General features: G+C 71.0%; 8 protein-coding genes. 7 read left to right on the top strand and 1 reads right to left on the bottom strand.

From position 1 onward, the window contains the following. Positions 1-72 precede the first annotated feature (72 nt). Positions 73-1,266 (bottom strand): S8 family peptidase, encoded by a 1,194-nt coding sequence (locus A8W25_RS22500; protein ID WP_067164051.1) that lies wholly within the window; start codon positions 1,264-1,266, stop codon positions 73-75. 201 nt (positions 1,267-1,467) lie between these two features. On the opposite strand from A8W25_RS22500, the gene glgP reads away from it, so the two are divergent. The 7 genes from glgP to A8W25_RS22535 all read left to right on the top strand — a co-directional run. After that, positions 1,468-4,095 carry an alpha-glucan family phosphorylase gene (gene glgP / locus A8W25_RS22505; protein WP_067164053.1) on the top strand — a complete coding sequence of 876 codons (2,628 nt, stop codon included), beginning with the start codon at positions 1,468-1,470 and terminating at the stop codon, positions 4,093-4,095. A 67-nt stretch (positions 4,096-4,162) separates the two neighbouring features. Beyond that, positions 4,163-4,519, top strand: coding sequence for a hypothetical protein (locus tag A8W25_RS22510; RefSeq protein WP_067164055.1), 357 nt, complete (start codon positions 4,163-4,165; stop codon positions 4,517-4,519). Beyond that, a complete protein-coding gene (locus A8W25_RS22515; protein WP_234386528.1) occupies positions 4,516-5,148 on the top strand; it encodes a BMP family ABC transporter substrate-binding protein in 633 nt (210 codons plus the stop codon). Before A8W25_RS22510 ends, A8W25_RS22515 begins: the two co-directional genes overlap by 4 nt. A 236-nt stretch (positions 5,149-5,384) precedes the next feature. After that, the gene (locus A8W25_RS22520; protein ID WP_158942642.1) at positions 5,385-16,049 is read left to right on the top strand and encodes a LamG-like jellyroll fold domain-containing protein; all 10,665 of its coding nucleotides are present in this window, start codon (positions 5,385-5,387) and stop codon (positions 16,047-16,049) included. Next, positions 16,042-17,124: a hypothetical protein gene (locus A8W25_RS34080; RefSeq protein ID WP_158942644.1), complete on the top strand. Its 1,083-nt coding sequence runs from the start codon at positions 16,042-16,044 to the stop codon at positions 17,122-17,124. Before A8W25_RS22520 ends, A8W25_RS34080 begins: the two co-directional genes overlap by 8 nt. Continuing rightward, a complete protein-coding gene (locus A8W25_RS22530; RefSeq protein WP_067164059.1) occupies positions 17,121-18,377 on the top strand; it encodes a L,D-transpeptidase in 1,257 nt (418 codons plus the stop codon). Before A8W25_RS34080 ends, A8W25_RS22530 begins: the two co-directional genes overlap by 4 nt. A gap of 226 nt (positions 18,378-18,603) precedes the next feature. Next, a partial coding sequence (locus A8W25_RS22535; RefSeq protein WP_067164060.1) for a L,D-transpeptidase occupies positions 18,604-19,694 on the top strand: 1,091 nt, incomplete at its 3' end.

Genomic DNA, 19,694 nt, shown 5'->3' on the forward strand with positions numbered 1-19,694 from the left:
GCGTAACGGTTCAGACAAGGAAACGGCCCCGTCTTTCGGCGGGACCGCACCAGAATTTGCCTACCCACAAGTTCAGTTGGCGCCCGGACCGCCGCCCGCCCGCAGCAGGCGGTCGGGCGAGCCGGGACCGGCACGGGTGATCCTTCCGGTGGCGGCCGGTGCGGTCAGGGCCGCGCCCACCTCGGCCGGATCCGCCGCCGGATGCCCGCCGAGGTACCGCGCGGCCGCGCCCGCGACCTGCGGGGCCGCCATCGACGTGCCCGACAGGGTCCGGTACGCCGTGTCGTCCGTGTTCCACGCCGAGGCGATGCCCACACCCGGCGCGAACAGATCCACTGCCGGGCCCCAGTTGGAGAACGGCGCCCGGGCGCCGTCGCGGTCGCTCGCGCCGACGGTGAGCGCCTGCGGCACCCGGGCCGGGGAGTACCGCTCGGCCGGCTCCCCGTCGTTGCCGGCCGCGACCGTGAAGGTCACCCCGGCCGCGACCGCGCCGCGCACCGCCCGGTCCAGCTCCGGGCTGGGAGCGCCGCCCAGACTCAGATTGGCGACGGCCGGGCGGCGGGCGGTGCGGGTCACCCAGTCGATCCCGGCGATCACCTGGGCGGTGGTGCCGGTGCCCCGGTCGTCCAGGACGCGCACGGCCACCACCGCCGCCCGCTTCGCCGTGCCGGTGGTGGCGCCCGCCAGGGTCGCCGCCACATGGGTGCCGTGTCCATTGCCGTCCTCGGCGTCGGCGTCGCCGTCCACGAAGTCCCAGCCGCTGCTCGCCCGGCCGCCGAACTCCCGGTGGGTGGTGCGCACCCCGGTGTCGATCACATAGGCGGTGACGCCCGCGCCGCCGTCCTGCGGCGAGGTGTACGCCTCGGCCGACGGCACCTCGGGCGGGGCCGGCCGGTCGTCCTGGCGGTGCTCCAGCGAGACGGCGCTGTCCTGCGCCACCGACGCCACGCCCGGATCGGCCGCGAGGCGCCGGGCCCGCTCGGCGTCCAGGCGCACCGCGTAGCCGTTGAGGGCGGTCCCGTACGTACGGCTGATCCGTGCCCCGTACCTGGCGGCGAGGCCGCGGCCCGCCTCGGAGGAGGCGCCGGTGGAGTCCTTGAGCGTGACGATGTAGCTGCCGACGACCGCGCCCGGCGCGTCCGCGCCGAGCACGTGCCCCTCGGGCGGCGCGGCCCGGGCCGGCAGGGCGAGGGCCAGCGCCGCCACCGTGCCCAGCGCGGTCAGCGCCCCGGCCGTGCGCAGGCGCGTGGTGCGTGTCGCTCCCATGCCGTGGTCCTCCCCCTCCGGCGGCCCCCTTCGCAGCCTCCCGCCCACGGGGGGACGTCCACAAGGGCGCACGCCGGGGGCGGTCGCTTCCGTGCGCCGTGGTAGTGCGGGACGCCCGCCCACTACCTTCGAGGGTGAAGGCCAGTCGAACAGAGCTGTACGTCCCCCTTGTTGCGTACCTCCCCTGCGAAGGTGGAACACGTGAAGGCAATCCGTCGGTTCACCGTCCGCCCCGTCCTCCCCGAGCCCCTGCGGCCGCTGAGCGAGCTGGCCCGCAATCTGCGCTGGTCCTGGCATCCCGAGACCAGAGAACTGTTCCAGTCCGTCGACCCCGAGGGATGGCGGGCGGCCGGAGAGGACCCCGTGCGCCTGCTCGGGTCGGTCTCCGCCGCCCGGCTCGCCGCGCTGGCCGAGGACCGCCGCTTCGTCCGTGCCCTGACCGCCTGCGCCGACGACCTCGCCGACTATCTGGGCGGGCGGCGGTGGTACCAGCAGCAGCCCGAGGGGCTGCCGGGCGCCATCGCCTACTTCTCGCCGGAGTTCGGGATCACCGCCGCGCTGCCGCAGTACTCGGGCGGCCTCGGCATCCTCGCCGGCGACCACCTCAAGTCCGCCAGCGACCTCGGCGTACCGCTGATCGGCGTCGGGCTGCTCTACCGGCACGGCTACTTCCGCCAGTCGCTCTCGCGCGACGGCTGGCAGCAGGAGCACTATCCCGTACTCGACCCCAATGAACTGCCCCTCGCGCTGCTGCGGGAGGCCGACGGCGAGCCCGCCCGGATCTCGCTGCACCTGCCCGGCGGCCGCGCGCTGCACGCGGTGGTGTGGATCGCCCGGGTCGGCCGGGTCCCGCTGCTGATGCTCGACTCGGACGTGGAGGAGAACGGCCCGGGCGAACGCGACGTCACCGACCGGCTGTACGGGGGCGGCAGCGAGCACCGGCTCCTCCAGGAGATGCTGCTCGGCATCGGCGGGGTGCGGGCGGTGCGGGCGTACTGCCGGATCACCGGGCACCCCGCGCCGGAGGTCTTCCACACCAACGAGGGCCACGCGGGCTTCCTCGGCCTGGAGCGGATCCGCGAACTGGCCGGAGAGGGACTGGAGTTCGACGCGGCCCTGGAGTCGGTGCGGGCCGGGACCGTCTTCACCACCCACACCCCGGTCCCCGCCGGGATCGACCGCTTCGACCGCGAGCTGGTCGCCCACCACCTCGGCGACGACGGCGAATTGCCGGGCGTCGACGTGTCGAAGATCCTCCAGCTCGGTATGGAGACCTACCCGGGCGGCGAGCCCAACCTCTTCAACATGGCCGTGATGGGGCTGCGCCTGGCCCAGCGCGCCAACGGCGTCTCCACCCTGCACGGCGAGGTCAGCCGGGAGATGTTCGCGGGCCTGTGGCCCGGGTTCGACCCCTCGGAGGTGCCGATCACCTCCGTCACCAACGGCGTGCACGCGCCGACGTGGGTCGCGCCCGAGGTGTTCCGGCTCGGCGCCCGGCAGATCGGCGCCGGGCGCGCCGAGGACGCGCTGGCCGTGGGCGGCTCGCCGCGCTGGGACGCGGTCGCGGACATCCCCGACACCGAGATCTGGGAGCTCCGGCGCGAGCTGCGCGAGCAGCTGGTCCTCGAAGTGCGCGAGCGGCTGTACGCGTCGTGGCGCACCCGGGGGGCCGGGACGGCGGAACTGGGCTGGGTGGACGGGGTGCTCGACCCCGACATCCTGACCATCGGCTTCGCCCGCCGCGTCCCCTCCTACAAGCGCCTCACCCTGATGCTCCGCGACCGGGACCGGCTGATGGAGCTGCTGCTCCATCCGACCCGGCCGGTGCAGATCGTGGTGGCGGGCAAGGCGCACCCCGCCGACGACAGCGGCAAGCGGCTGGTCCAGGAGCTGGTGCGGTTCGCCGACGACCCCCGGGTGCGCCACCGGATCGTCTTCCTGCCCGACTACGGGATGGCGATGGCCAAGAAGCTCTACCCGGGCTGCGATGTGTGGCTCAACAATCCGCTGCGGCCCCTTGAGGCGTGCGGGACCAGCGGGATGAAGGCCGCGCTCAACGGGTGTCTGAACCTGTCCGTCCTGGACGGCTGGTGGGACGAGTGGTTCGAGCCGGACTTCGGCTGGGCCATCCCGACCGCCGACGGCTCCGCCACCGACGAGGACCGCAGGGACCAGCTGGAGGCGACCGCCCTGTACGACCTGATCGAGGACCGGGTGGCGCCGCGCTTCTACGACCGGGGCGCGGGCGGGCTGCCCGGCCGCTGGATCGAGATGGTCCGCGAGACCCTGGCCTCGCTCGGCCCCAAGGTGCTGGCGGGGCGGATGGTGCGCGAGTACGTGGAGCGGCTGTACGCGCCCGCCGCCCTGGCCCACCGCGAGCTGGCGCCGGACACGGCCCGGGAGCTGGCGGCCTGGAAGGCCCGGGTGCGGGCGGCCTGGCCGCAGGTGGCCGTCGACCATGTGGAGGCGGTGGCCGCGACGGCCGTCAACGGTCACGCGGAGCTCGGCTCCACGCTCGCCCTGCGGGTGCGGGCCGGGCTCGGCGGGCTCCAGCCGGACGATGTGGAGGTGCAGGCGGTCGCGGGGCGGGTGGACGCCGCGGACACCCTCGCGGAGGCCCGGACGGTCGCCCTGAAGCCCGCGGGCGGCCCCGACCTGGAGGGGCGCTGGGTCTACGAGGGCCCGCTCGCCCTGGACCGCACCGGCCCGTACGGCTACACGGTCCGCGTCCTGCCGGCCCACCGGCTCCTCGCCGACGGCGCCGATCTCGGCCTGGTCGCGCTGCCGACCGAGGCGACGGGGGAGGGGGCGGGGGTGCTGATGCGCTGAGGGCGAATGGGTTGTACCGTACGTCGGCCGCTGCCATGCACCCCGTACGGAACTGCGAGGTCCGATTGTGAATCCTGCCGAGAATGTCGCTGCTCGTCCCATACGTCCGTATGGGACCTGGGCGGCGCGCGCGGGCCTCGCCCTGCTGCCCTTCGCGACCCTGGGGCTGCTGTGCCCGGTGCCGTCGCTGGTGATCGCCCTGCGGCGGCACCGGAGCGCGGACTGGGTCGCCTTCGCGGTCTTCTGCGCGGTGTGGGTGTCCTGGGTGCTCCAGCTGGCGACCACCCCGGACACCACGCACGGCACGCGGTTCGCGGCCGACGTGCTGCTCATCGGGCTGTCCACGGCCGGAGCGGCCACGCACGCCTGGAAGGCGTGGCCGGCGGCCCGGCAGTCCCCGAACGAGAACGGCAAGAGCGCGTGAAGCAGGTCAAGCAGGTACGTCAGGCCCAGCGGGCGAAGGCCGCCCGCGAGGGGCAGGACAAGCAGGGCAGGTACGCGCGCTACCGGTTGCGGTTCGCCAGGCTCACCGCGCTCGCGCGGGTGCACCGGCGCCGGGTCTGGATCGCCGCGGGCGCGGTGGCGGCCGTCGTCGTCGCGGCCGTCCTGGTCTCGGTGCTGGGCGGGGACGACAAGCCGGGGCCGCCGGATCCGCGGGCCCGGCAGTACAAGAACGTCGACGCCTGTCTGCTGACCGGCGACAAGGGCGTCACCGAGGGCACCGAGGCCGCCCCGGCCTGGGCGGGGATGCAGGACGCCTCCAAGGCCACCCGCGCCCGGGTCAGCTTCGTCCCGGTGACCGGCGAGCAGACCGCCGCCAACGCCACCCCGTTCGTCAACAGCCTCATCCAGCGCTCCTGCGATGTGGTCGTGGCGGTCGGCAAGGCTCCGGTGGCGGCGGCCGAGTCGGCGGCGAAGGCGCACCCCGCGGTCCGCTTCGTCGTGGTCGGCGGCCAGGCCGCGGGGGCCAATGTGACGGCGGTGAAGCCGGGTGACGGAGTGCGGGCCGATGTCGCCCGGGCCGTCGAGCGGGGGGTCAATACACCCGGATAGCCCGGAATTTGTTGTTCCGCCCCGCATGAACATGGCAAAGAAATGCTAAAGGATCATGGGGTGGAAGCAACCCTTCCAAAAACGTGAGGCACGATCACGGGGCTTTGTCTTCTGTAAGCCTCGCGTAAGTAAAGGCTGCCTCAATGCGTGCTCGATGGGCTCGAAGTTCCCGTCTGTTGTTTCCACCCGGTAGTACCGGGCGCCGCAGGACCAGGAGGATCTCCCTCCTGGTCCTGTTGGCTTTCTCCTTCATGCTCACCACGGAGACGGCGGAGGCCACGGGGGCGACGCTGCCCCGGCTGTCGATGCCCAAGTGGTCCCTGTCCGGTCTGTGGGAGTGGGCCAACAAGTCCCCGCTGGACACCCCGGACCAGCAGAGCGGTACGGCCAAGGGCAAGAGCCACAGCGCCGCCGCCAAGCAGACCCGCGCCAAGGGCGGCAGCGGCCACAAGCCCGGCAAGGGCAAGGGCGAGCTCGCCGAGTACCGGCGGCCCGAGGACAAGGCCGAGCTGACCAAGACCGGCAAGGCGGCCGGGAACGCCAAGAGCTTCGACGCGCGCACCAGCAAGCGCGACGCCAAGAAGTCGACGGCGACCTCGGACTTCTTCACCAACACCGACGGCTCCACCACGGTGCGCCACTACACCGGCCGCTCCAACTTCAAGGGCGCCGACGGCAGCTGGAAGCAGATCGACACCAAGCTGCGCGAGGAGAAGGGCGGCCGGCTGGTCGAGAACGCCAACTCGCTCGGCGTCGCCTTCGCCCCCGACGCGGTCACCCCCGACCTCGCCTCGGTCGACTTCGGCTCCGGGCGCGCGCTGTCGTACGGGCTGCACGGCGCCGCCAGGAGCGAGCCGGTGGTCGACGGCGACTCCACCGCCACGTACAGGAACGTCCTCAAGGACACCGACCTCAAGCTCTCACCGCTGACCGAGGGCTTCAAGGAGCGGATCGTCCTCAAGTCCGCGAGCGCGCCCACCAGCTGGGTCTTCCCGCTGAAGGCGAAGGGGCTCACGCCGAAGGTCGCCGAGAACGGCGACGTGGTGTTCACCGACGCCGAGGGCAAGGTCACCGCGACCGTCCCGCACGCGTTCATGGAGGACTCGAAGATCGACCCGCGCTCGGGCGACGCCGCCCAGTCCCGTGCGGTCAGCTATGAGCTCACCACCCTGGACGGCGCCCCCGCGCTGCGGATGACCGCGGACCGGACCTGGCTGGACGACCCGAAGCGGGTCTTCCCGGTCACGGTCGACCCGACGGTGACGGCCAGCAACTCCACCTACACCCAGAACACCATCGGCGGGGACCACTCCACCGAGAACATGATCAAGGTGGGGTCGTACGACTCCGGCACCAACAAGGCGAACTCGTTCCTCCAGTTCTCCTCGCTCGGCACCACGCTGGCCGGCCAGAAGGTCACCGCGGCGAGCCTGAACGTCTACGCGGTCTGGTCCTCGACCTGCACCGCCGAGCCGTTCAACGTCCACCCGGTCACCAAGGCCTGGACGCCCTCCGCGGTCACCAGCTACCCCGGCCCGACCTATGGCGCGGCCATCGGCTCGGCGACGGTGGCGCCCGGCGCGTCCTGCACCAACTCCTCCAGCTCCACGAGCGTCGGCGTGAAGATGCCCGTCCCGCTCAACACCAGCTGGTTCAACACGGTCGCGGGCGGCGGCGCCAACTACGGCCTCGCGATGACCGCGATCACCAGTGACATGCTGCACTGGAAGAAGTTCCACTCGGACAACTCCACCACCGCGGGCTTCCGCCCGGCGCTGGACCTGACCTACACGGCCAATGTGGCCCCGCAGGTCAACGCCCAGTACCCGCCGGAGAACTACCAGGCCAACACGCTCCGTCCGGAGCTCACGGTCTACGCGACCGACGCCGACAAGGGGCCGAGCGCCCTGTCGTACTCCTTCGACGTCTTCGACGCGGACGCCGCCGGCCAGACCGCGGTGGCCAGCTCCGGCGCCCTGACCAAGGGCGCCTGGGCGATCCCGGCCGGCAAGCTGAAGTGGAGCAAGAACTACCTCTGGTTCGCCACCGTCAGCGACGGCACCAACGCGGTCGTGTACGACAGCCGGTTCACCACCGCGGTGCCGCAGCCGCCGGTGACCTCGGGGCTCGCCCAGAACACCGACGGCCATGAGTTCGACCCCAGCGACGGCAACTACACCACCGACGACACCGACGCGGACGTCGAGGTCACCGGGCCCTCGCTCTCCATCGAGCGCTCCTACAACAGCCTCGACCCGCGCCAGGACAGCGCGTTCGGCGCGGGCTGGGCGACCATCGCGGACATGAAGGCCGCCGAGGTCAAGGACAGCGCCGGCGCGGTCACCAGCGTGGTCATCACCTACCCCGGCGGTGAGCAGGTCGCCTTCGGCCGCAACAGCGACGGCACCTTCGTCCCGCCGCTCGGCCGCTACGCCCGCTTCCAGGCGGTCACCGGCGGCTACACGCTGGTCGACAAGGACTTCACCACCTACACCTTCACCCAGGCCACGGCCCGGGCGGGCGTCTACGCGATCAAGACGATCACGGACTTCGCCAACCGTGGCGAAACGTTTTCCTACACCGGCAACCAGCTGACCAAGATCACGAACACCACGTCCAACCGTTCGCTGAGCCTCAGCTGGCAGACCCCCGCGGGCGCCACCGCCGCGCACGTCGCCACGGTCGCCACCGACCCGTCGACCGCGGGCGACTCCGCCACCGCGCAGACCTGGCAGTACAGCTACACCGGCGACCAGCTCAACAAGGTCTGCCCGCCCGCCGACTGGTCCAAGTGCATCGGCTACGGCTACGCCACCGGCAACCACTACCGCACCACGGTCCTGGACGAGGACCCGTTCGCGTACTGGCGGCTCGGCGAGGCGGCCGGTGACCCGGTCGCCAAGGACGCGGTCGACCTCAACCAGGGCAAGTACAACGGCATCTACCACAACGTGACCACCGGGGGCACCGGCGTGCTCGCCGGGTCCACCCAGCCGGCCGCCACGTTCAACGGCACCAGCAGCTATGTGGAGATACCCAGCGCCCCGGGCGCGACCCCCTCGTACGCGACGGTCTCGCTCTGGTTCAAGACCTCCCAGACGGGCGGTGTCCTCTTCTACTACGGCGACAAGCCGCTGAGCGACCCCGACCCGGTGGGCACCACGACCCACAACACCCCGGCGGTCTACGTCGGCACCGACGGCAAGCTGCACGGCTGCTTCGCCTCGTCGCCCGGCTGCAACACCACGATCGTCTCCGCCGCCGCCGTCAACGACAACAAGTGGCACCAGGCCGTCCTCACCGGCGCCGCCACCACCATGTCGCTCTACTTGGACGGCGTCTCCCAGGGCACCAAGGCCGGCACCATCAACGACTGGGCGCAGCCCTACCTCACCCTCGGCGCCGGGGTGAACACCGACGGCTGGCCGAACATGAACGCGGCCGACCCGCTCGGCCACTTCGCCGGCCAGCTCGCCGAGGCGGCGATCTACTCCGAGCCGCTGAGCCAGGACGTCATCACCGCCCAGTACCAGGCGGCGACCCGTCCGGCCGGACTGCTCAACAAGATCACCACGCCGAACGGCAAGAACCAGAGCTCCGTCACCTACTCCACCGCCGACGACACGGTCACCCAGGCCGTGGACGGCGACGGCGGCACCTGGAAGCTCAACCCGGCCACCGTGACCGGCTCCTCGCAGGTCTACCGCTCGGCCGTGATGGGCTCCGCCCCGTCCGGGTACTGGCGTCTCGGTGACGTCCAGGGCGCGCCGCAGGCCGCCAACGAGGTGCACACCGGCTTCGGCACGTACAACACGGTCACCCAGGGCGCGGAGGGTCCGTTCGGGCCCGACGACGCGACGGCGGTGGACTTCGACGGCGCCACCTCGTTCGCCGAGCTGCCCTACGCCCCGCTGCACCGCTCCGGCAACCGGGCCGTCGAGCTGTGGTTCCGCACCGCCAAGCCCGGTGTGATCGCGGCCGACCAGGCCCGGGTGCCCAATGACCCGGCGGGCGCGGGCGCGGCCTACTCGCCGCTGATGTACGTGGGCGCGGACGGAAAGCTGCGCGGCCACTGGTGGAGCGCCACCGGCAGCGGCACGACCGACTTCGGCTCCAAGTCGACGGTCACCGACAACGCCTGGCACCACGCGGTCCTCTCCGCCTCCGGCACCACCCAGACGCTCTACCTGGACGGTGAGAAGCAGGCCGACTACACCGGCGCCGCCGGTGACCAGACGACCACCCGCACCTTCATCGGCGCGGGCTTCACCAAGGGCTGGATCAGCTCGCCCTCCGACGTCAGCTACTTCGACGGCTCGATCGCGGAGGTGGCCTTCTACTCGGCGCCGCTGACCGAGGACGAGGTCGGCCGCCACTACTCGGCCGCCAAGTCGTCGTCCGGCACCGCCCCGGTCCGGACGGTCAAGCTGACCGACCCGACCGACAAGACGCTGACCTACGTGTACGACGCGGAGCTCGGCAACCGCCTGCTCGCGGCGGTCGACAGCACCGGGCAGCGCACCACCTACGGCTACGACACCTCGGGCTTCCTGCACACGGTGACGGACGCCAACGGCAACCGCTCGGTGAGCGGCCACGACGTGCGCGGCAACACGGTCTCCACGACCACCTGCCAGAACACGGCGGCCAACACCTGCGCCACCGAGTACTACACGTACTACCCGGACGCGACCACGCTCTTCCCGGCGATGGACGCGCGCAACGACCTGATGCTCACCGAGCGGGACGGTCGCTCCTCCGGGCCCACCGACAACACCTACCTCACCAGCTACACCTATGACACGGGCGGAAACGTCACTTCGGTGACCACCCCGCCGGTGCCGGGCTCGCCCGCGGGCCGTACGGCCTCCACGGTGTACACCACCGCGACCACGGTCGCGGCCGAGGGCGGCACCAACTACGCCCCGGCGGGACTGGTGGCCTCGGTGCGCACGCCCGGTGGGCGCTCGACCTCGTACACCTACTTCAAGAACGGCGACCTGGCGCAGATCACCGACGCCAACGGCGCCTCGGTGAAGTACACGTACGACAACCTGGGCCGCCAGATCACCAAGACCGAGATCTCCGACTCCTACCCGGCCGGTCTGACGACCACGCTCGGGTACGACAAGGACGACCAGGTCGTCTCGGAGATCAGCCCCAAGGTCACCAACCGGGTCACCGGCGCCGTCCACCAGGCGAAGTCGACGACCGTCTACGACCCGGACGGCAACGTCCAGTCCCAGACGGTCGCGGACACCACCGGCGGCGACACCTCCCGGGTCACCTCGATGACGTACGACGCGTACAACCGGGTCGCGACCCGGACGGACCCGGGCGGCGACAGCACCGCGTTCGAGTACGACGTCTACGGCAACAAGGTCAAGGAGACGGACCCGGCCGGGAACGTCAACGAGTACACCTTCGACGCCGAGGGCAAGCCGCTCACCACGAGCCTGCTCAACTACACCGGCGACCCCAACAGCCCGTCCGCTCCCACCAAGCTGGTGCAGGAGTCGCGGGCCTACGACCCGGCGGGCCGGCTCGCGTCGATCACCGACGCGATGGGCTGGGTCACCGAGTACACCTACACCGACGACGGTCTGTCCGCGACGGTGGTCCGCAAGGACCCGCAGAACAGCAAGTCGTTCACCGAGCAGGCGAACACCTATGACGCGGCCGGGAACCTGACCAAGCAGGTGACCAACGACGGCACCACGACCACCTCGTTCACGGTGGACGCGGCGGACCGTACGACGTCGACGACGATGGACCCGGGCGGCCTCGCCCGGACCAACAAGGTCTCCTACGACCCGGACGACAACGTCGTGTCCGAGACGGACTACGACCCGACCGGCGCCACCAGCACCACCGACACGCGCTACGACGCGCTCGGCAACGTCACCGGCACCACCGCCCACGACGGCACCACCGCGCCGGTCGGCCGCTGGAAGCTCAACGAGACCAGCGGCACCAACGCGGCGGACTCCTCCGGCGGCAACAACAAGGTCACCTTCGGCACCGGCGTCACCCGCTCCACCGAGCAGGGCGGCAGCGCGGTCTTCGACGGCACGGCGGGCGCCTACGGCCAGGGCACCGGCCCCGCCGTCAACACCAACGGCGGCTTCACCGTCTCCACCTGGGTGAAGCTGGCCGACACCACCGCCAACCACACGTTCGTCTCCCAGGACGGCACCGCCGACCACGGCTTCCAGCTGTACTACTCGACGGCGTACGGCTGGTCCTTCAACCGCACCTCCGGTGATGTGGCGAGCCCGACGCTGGCCCGTGCCACCTCCGGCACGGCGGCGGTCACGGCCAACACCTGGACGCATCTGACCGGTGTCTACGACGCGGCGGCGGGCGAGATCCGCCTCTACGTCAACGGCGCGCTCAAGGCGACCACCCCGTACAGCGGCTCCTGGGAGGCCACCGGGCCGCTCCAGATCGGCCGCCGTATGTCGGGCGGCACCCAGGGCGAGTACCACAAGGGCTCCCTCGCGGACGTCCAGGTCTACGGCGAGGCGCTCACCGCGTCGCAGGTCTCCGGCGTCTACGGCAAGACGCTGCCGGCGGCGGGCAGTTCGGTGCGCGGCACCAGCTGGAAGCTGGACCAGCGCGGTATGCCGCTGGCGACGACCGATGCCAACGGCGTCACCACCGACTACGGCTACGACGAGTCCGGTCAGCAGACCAGCGTCACCGAGCCGGCCGTGAACGCCGAGCAGAACGGCGGCACCCCGTCGTCGGTCCGCCCGGTCACGCTCACCGGCTACAACACCTTCGGCGAGCAGACCGAGTCCTCGGACCCGCTCGGCAACGTCACGGTCACGGCCTACGACGGCGAGGGCCAGGAGGCGTCCACGGCGCTTCCCGACTACACCCCGCCGGGCGCCTCGACCCCGATCAAGGCGGTGTCCTGGAACGAGTACAACCACCTCGGCCAGGTCTCCGCGGAGGTCGACCCGCTGGGCAACCGCACCGAGTACGGCTACACCCAGCTGGGTGACCTGGCCTCGGTGAAGGAGCCGGGCGGCGACACCACCAAGTACACCTACGACACCAACGGCGACCAGCTCTCGGCGACCCGGCCGAACGGCGCACGCCAGGAGTCGACCTTCGACTACCTGGGCCGCGAGGTCACCAACACGGACATCGTCCGCCAGCCCACCCAGCGCGCGTTCACGGCGATCAACTACTACGACGCGCCGGGGCAGCAGCTGTCCAAGGTGGTGAGCCCGGCGGGAGTGAGCGAGTCCTACGGGTACAACGCGCTCGGCGAGGTCACGTCCACCACGGACGGGGCCAACAACACGACGCGGTTCACGTACGACCAGGACGGGCAGATGCTCACGTCCACGGATCCGGACGGGACGAGCACCAAGAACACGTATGACGGGTTCGGCCGGCTCACCGCGATCAGTGACCTGGACACCAACGGTGCCGTGCTGCGCACCACCAGCTCCACCTACGACCGGATGGGCAACCCGCTCACGACGAAGGACTTCCGCGGGCACACCACGAGCTTCACGGTCGACCCGACGGGTCTGGTCACCCAGGCGGTGCAGCCGGTCTCCGCGACCGAGTCGATCACCACGTCCTTCGGGTACGACGCCGCGGGCAACGCGACCCGGTTCACCGACGGCCGCGGCAACGCCTTCGTCAAGACGTACAACTCGTGGGGCCTGCCCGAGGCGCAGATCGAGCCGTCGACTCCGGCCCACCCGGCCGCGGCGGACCGTACCTTCACCACGGCGTACGACGCCAACGGACGGGTGAGGCAGCAGACTTCGCCCGGCGGCGTGGTCGTCACCAACGAGTACGACACCAGGAACCGGCTCACCCGGCAGACCGGCACCGGCGCCGAGGCCGCGACCGTGGACCACAGCTACAGCTATGACGCGGACGACCGGCTGGTGGCGGTGACCGGGACCGACTCGGACACCGGCAAGGACACCTTCGGCTACGACGACCGCGGCCAGCTGCTGTCGACCACGGGCCCGTCGGGCAGTTCGTCCTTCGCCTACAACGCCGACGGCGGACTGACCTCGCGCACCGACGCGTCGGGCACCTCCACCTACGGCTACGACACCGCCGGACGCCTGTCCACGGCCAACGACGCGGTCACCGGCTCGTCGCTGAGCTACGGCTACGACGTCAACAGCAACCTCAAGTCGATCGACTACGGCACCGGCAAGGCCAAGCGCGCCTTCGGCTACGACGCCCTGGAGCAGCTCAAGTCGGACACCCTCACCTCCCCGACCGGCAAGACGCTGGCCTCGGTGAACTACGGGTACGACGAGAACGGCAACGAGACGTCGAAGACGACCACCGGGGTCGCGGGCGCGTCCGCCAACACGTACACCTACGACTGGGCGAACCGCCTGTCGTCCTGGAACAACGGGACGACGACGGAGAGCTACGGCTACGACGCCTCCGGCAACCGGACGCGGGTGGGCGGCGACACCTACACCTACGACGCCCGCAACGAGCTCACCTCCGACGGCCACAACACGTACACGTACTCGGCCCGCGGCACGATGAGCACCACCACCGACGAGGGAGGCAAGCAGACCGACGTCAAGGCGGACGCCTTCAACCGCGTGATCAGCGAAGGGGACCGCACCTACACCTACGACGGTCTGGACCGGGTGCTGGCCGCCGGCGACCCCGGCTCGGGTCCGGTGTTCAGCTTCCAGTACAGCGGCGCCGGCAACGACGTCGCCTCGGACGGCTCGTCCACCTACAGCCGCGACGCCGACGGCTCACTGCTCGGCGTCAGAAGCGGTACGCAGTCGGCCCTGGCGATGACGGATCTGCACACCGACCTCATCGCGCAGTTCACGGCATCCGGCGAGGCACTGACCGGCTCGACGACGTACTCGCCCTTCGGCGAGGTCCTGCAGAGCGCGACCATGCTCGGCCGCCTCGGCTACCAGTCCGGCTGGACCGACCCGGAGACGGCCAAGGTCAACATGGCCGCGCGCTGGTACTCGCCGCAGACCGGCCAGTTCAACAGCCGCGACACGGTGAACCTGGACCCGCTGCCGGACTCGGTCGGCGCCAACAAGTTCGCCTACGGCGACCAGAACCCGATGACCATGACCGACCCCACCGGTCACTGGAGCTTCGGCGGCGCCTGGAAGAAGTTCAAGAAGAAGGTCAAGCACGTCGCCAAGTCCGCTTGGCACAAGACGAAGAAGGCCGTCAAGCACGTCGCGAAGGCCGTCAAGAAGGCCGCGAAGAAGATCAAGAAGGCCGTCAAGAAGGCGGTCCACAAGGTCAAGCACGTGGTCCGCAAGGCCGTGCACTACGTCCATGACGCCGTCAAGAAGGTCAAGAGATACGTCAAGAGGACGTACAAGCGGGTCAAGAAGTACGTCCACAAGGTCGTCCGGACCGTCAAGCGGGCCGCCAAGGCGGTGGCCAAGGCCGTCAAGCACGTGGCGCACAAGGTCGTCAAGGCGGCCAAGAAGGTCGGCAGAGCCGTCAAGAAGGCGGCCAAGGCGACAGCCAACTTCGTCAAGCAACACGCCTCGACGATCGCCTCGGTGGCCACGGGTGTGGCGGTGTTCGCCGGATGTACGGCACTGACCGCGGGAGCCGGAGCACTCGGATGCGCCGCGCTCGCCGGTGCGGCGGCCAACGCCGTCGGCTATGCCATGAGCGACGGGCCCAAGACCCTGGGCGGCTTCCTCGGAGCCGTCGCGATCGGTGCGGCCACCGGCCTCATCGGCGGTGCGGCGGGCGGTCTCGCCACGAGCGCCGCGAGCCGGCTGCTCGGCGGCATCGCCAGCAACGCGATCCGGGGCGGTATCCAGGGCGCGGTCGGCGGCATGGCCGAAGGAGCCGCCAGCTACGGCGTGACCTGCGGGGTGAGTGAGGAGGGCTGCAGCGTCAGCGGCGTGGCCAAGGCCACCGCGATCGGCGCGGCGACCGGCGGGATCTTCGGTGCCGCGGCGGGCAAGATGAGCAAGGGCGCCTGCCACAGCTTCACCGGTGCCACCTCCGTGGTGCTGGCCAGTGGCGCGACCAAGGCGATCAGCCAGGTGAAGGTCGGGGACTACGTCCTCACCGCCGAGCCCGGCAAGACCGGCAAGAAGGGGCAGGAGGCGCACCGGGTCACCGAGCTCCATGTGACCACCCACGACCGTGACTTCGTCGCGGTGACCATCGCGACGAAGGAAGGCTCCAAGACCCTCCACACCACGGCCCTGCACCAGATCTACAACGCGACCACCGGTGAGTGGACGCGGGCGCAGGACCTCAAGGAGGGCGACAAGGTCCAGACGGCCGACGGTTCGGACGCCCGGGTCACCCAGGCCCTCGGCTACAGCGACCACCAGGTCACCTACGACCTCACGGTCGACGGACTGCACACGTACTACGTGGTCGCCGGTGACGCCGAGCTCCTGGTCCACAACTGCAACCCCGAGCTGCGCGACCGCGCGATCGAGATCAACAAGGCTCTCGACGACGGTACGAAGGCGGGCAAGCGGGCGGTCAAGAACGGCACGGTCGCGATCATCCGGGCGAACCGCGGTACCGCGGAGAAGCCCGACTACGTGGACGTGGTCGCCGCCAACGGTGACGGTCTGTCCCAGGCGCAGCGGAACATGCTGCGCGACGGCGAGGAGGCCGCGGTCAACAATCCGAACCTCCACGCCGAGACCAACGCCATGGAACACATCGACAAGAACGGCTGGACTAAGGTGGACGGCGGTGTGAGCCGCAATGTCTGCCCGTTCTGCGAGAACGCCATCCGCAATGCCGACGGTCACGTGGGCGGGCCCACATCGTGGCGACAGCGCGTGGTGTTCAATCTGGACGGTGCTGTCCGCCAGCGGTATCCGTACGGACACCGGGGCTTCTCGTTCAGGAGTGACTGTGGGTGTGGCTGAGGTTCTCAACTCGCTGAGTGACGGCGAATCCGACCAGGTGGCCCGACTGGCCGTCGCCCGGTTCGCCCCACTCGCCCTGCTGGACGTCTCCGCCTGGTGGAACGGGGCGGTGCCCTCCGGGTACCGCCCGGCCGTCGGGGCGGCTCAGGGGTGGGCGACCACCCCGCCGTCCCCCCGGGACGTCGCCGCGCTGGAGAGCCTGGTCGACGAGGCGCTGGACGCGGAGGACGAGACCCCGACGGGGGAGGCGTACTACCCGTACCAGGCGGCCGCGATCCTGAGCCACTGCGCCTGGGGGCTCGGAGGCAATCCGGGAGGCAAGTTCCTCGCACGGCTGCGGGAGGAAGTCGACCGCTACGCCGGTCACGTCGACTGGCAGCTGGGCCGGAGCAGGATCCCCACCCAGGAGCCCGGCTGGTTCCGGTCGCGCGAGGAGAAGCTGTGGCTTCGCGCGGCCCGGCTCGGGGACGAGGCGGAGTACGCGGCGATGGCGGCGGTCTCCCGGCAGATCGCCGGGGAGTACGCGCACGCCGTCGCACGTGCCCTGTCCGAGGAGGCGACGGCCGACTATGTGCTGGTCGTCGAGGACGCGGTCAAGGACGCCTATGTACGGGCGGCCGACGCGGCGCCGGCCGGGGTGAGGGTCGCCGTCGGCGAGTCGCTGCACCTGCCGGACATGGACGACGCCAACCGTACGTACTTCGGGAATCCCGCCTTCGTCTATGTCTGGGGCGGGGACGGGGAGTACGTGGCCCGGCCCCACCCGGAACCGGGCCCCCAGCGGGGTCGGCGCGCCCGGCCAGACCGGCGGCAGCAGCCCGCCGGGTCCGCCCCGACGGCCCCGGTGCCCGTTCAGTTCCCGGTGCCCTTCCCCGTGCGGAGCCGGGCGCCCCACCCCCCGCTCTGCCTCCTGCTCGGCTGCGCTCGACACCCCTCAGCCTCCCGCGGCTCGGCGCCTGGACGGAGCACGGCGTCCCGGCCGCGGCTCCCCACGCGTGTCTCGCAGGTTTTCTTCCCGTTACCCGGCTCGTACTCACGTTTCCCCCGGCGGGGCGCGATCGTTGACCGGTCGTGAGATTCGTACTGAAGCGGGCAGGGGCGAGCACCGCGGCCGCCCTGGCATGGGTGGCACTGACGGCGGCACTGGTGGCCGGGGCGGCCGGGTGCAGCGGGGACCACCTGGACATCGGCGGGGTCGACGGGGTCAAGGACGTCGTCGCGGGCAAGGCGCCCTCGCCCCGCGACGTGATCCTGGTGACCCCGGACGACGGGGCCAAGGGCGTCAAGGCGGACGGGAGGATCGAGGTGCGGGTGCCCAGCGGGCGCCTGGAGCGGGTCAGGGTGATGAAGGCCGAGGACGCGCAGCCCGAGGAGGTGCCGGGCCGGATCACCGAGGACGGGCTCCACTGGGAGCCGGCCGAGGGCGCGGCGGCCCGGCTGGAACTCGCCGCCAAGTACACGGTGGACGCGGTGGCGCTCGACGGCCACGGCCACCGCCAGGCCCGGCACACCAGCTTCACCACACTGGTGCCCGAGCACCGGTTCATCGGCTACTTCAAGCCGGAGAACCGCTCGACGGTCGGCGTCGGCATGATCATCTCGTTCAACTTCAACCAGGCGATCGAGAACAGGGCGGCCGTGGAGCGCGCCATCAGGGTCACCTCGCGGCCGCCGGTCGAGGTGGTGGGCCACTGGTTCGGCAAGGAGCGCCTGGACTTCCGGCCCAGGGAGTACTGGAAGCCCGGCACCAAGGTCACCGTGGACATGCGGCTGCGCGACGTCCCCGGCGCCCCGGGGGTCTACGGCGTCCAGGAGAAGCGGGTCGGCTTCACCATCGGGCGCGACCAGGAGTCCCTGGTGGACGCCGACGCGCACACGATGGAGGTGCGCCGCGGCGGCGAGCTGGTCAGTACGGTCCCGATCTCGGCGGGATCGCCCAAGAACACCACGTACAACGGCAAGATGGTCGTCACGGAGATGTTCGACGTGACCCGGATGAACAGCCGTACGGTCGGCTTCGGCGGGGAGTACGACATCCCGGACGTGCCGCACGCCATCCGGCTGACCGCCTCCGGCACCTTCCTGCACGGCAACTACTGGGCCTCCTCGGGCACCTTCGGCTCCAGCAACACCAGCCACGGCTGTGTGGGCCTGCGCGATGTGAAGGGCGGCAGCCCGGACACCCCGGCGGGCTGGTTCTTCGACCGCACGCTCGTCGGGGACGTGGTGGAGGTCGTCAACTCCCGGGACAAAACGGTCGCGGCCGACAACGGGCTCGGTGGCTGGAACCTGGACTGGGCGAAGTGGAGGGCGGGCTCGGCCCTCTGACCCACCCTCGCCGGCCGGCCCGGCCCGTACACACCCCCGGTGACGTCGTGATGTCGCCACAGCGAACGCACAGGACCATTGGGACTGAACGGTGACATTCGCGTGGCGTTGAGTGTGCGTCCCGTGTGATTACCTAGGCAATCGTGTGCGCGCGAGGACGCGCGCGGGGGTGTTTTTCAGTGCGGGCCGTGGCGTGATCCAGGCCGTGCGAGGGGAGAGAACTGTCGTGAACGGGCAGCACATATCGGGGGCTCCGAAGAGGGCGGCGGGGCGGCGGCGCGGTACGCCGGGTCTGCTGGCTCTGCTGCTGGGGGCGCTGCTCCTGCTGGTCTCGGCGTGCGGCGGCGACGACTCCGCCTCAGGCGGGGGCGGCGACGGCAAGGGCAAGGCCGGCGCCGGCAAGGCGGGCGAGGACACCAAGGCCTCGGCCGCGGTCGTGACCGTGGCGCCCAAGGACGGCTCCGGCGACGTGGCGACCAGCGGCGCGCTGAAGGTCTCCGCGAGCCAGGGCAAGCTCACCGCCGTCGCGGTCGCGGACACCAAGGGCAACGCGGTGGCCGGGAAGATCTCCGCCGACGGCAGCGCCTGGACCCCGGACCAGCACCTCGCCTCCGCCACCAAGTACAAGGTCCACGCGGTCGCCAAGGACGACGAGGGCCGCGAGTCCGCCAAGGACACCACCTTCACCACGCTCGTCCCCAAGAACACCTTCATCGGCACCTACGCCCCCGAGGACGGCGACACCGTCGGCGTCGGCATGCCGGTGTCGATCAACTTCAGCCGCGGCATCACCAACCCGCAGGCCGTCGAGAAGGCCATCAAGGTGACGGCCGAGCCGTCGGTGCCGGTCGAGGGCCACTGGTTCGGCAACGACCGCCTGGACTTCCGCCCGGAGAAGTACTGGGCGGCGGGCACCAAGGTGACCGTCAAGTTCAACCTGGACGGCGTCGAGGGCCGCCCGGGCGTCTACGGCAAGCAGACCCGTACGGTGAAGTTCACCGTCGGCCGCTCGCAGGTCTCCACGGTGGACGCGAGCGCCCACACCATGTCCGTCGTGCGCGACGGCAAGGTCCTGCGCACCCTCCCGATCAGCGCGGGCGCCCCGGCGAACACCACGTACAACGGCCAGATGGTGATCAGCGAGAAGTACCAGGTGACCCGGATGAACGGCGCCACCGTGGGCTTCGGCGGCGAGTACGACATCAAGGACGTGCCGCACGCGATGCGCCTGTCCAGCTCGGGCACCTTCCTCCACGGCAACTACTGGGGCGACCCCTCGGTGTTCGGCAACACCAACACCAGCCACGGCTGCGTGGG

It is taken from the genome of Streptomyces sp. ERV7 (genome assembly GCF_001653515.1).
In the GTDB taxonomy this organism is placed as follows: Bacteria; Actinomycetota; Actinomycetes; order Streptomycetales; family Streptomycetaceae; genus Streptomyces.

Excerpts from the sequence above, each read along its gene's own strand:
- A8W25_RS22500 (WP_067164051.1), bottom strand. The coding sequence starts at position 1,266 with ATGGGAGCGACACGCACCACGCGCCTGCGCACGGCCGGGGCGCTGACC.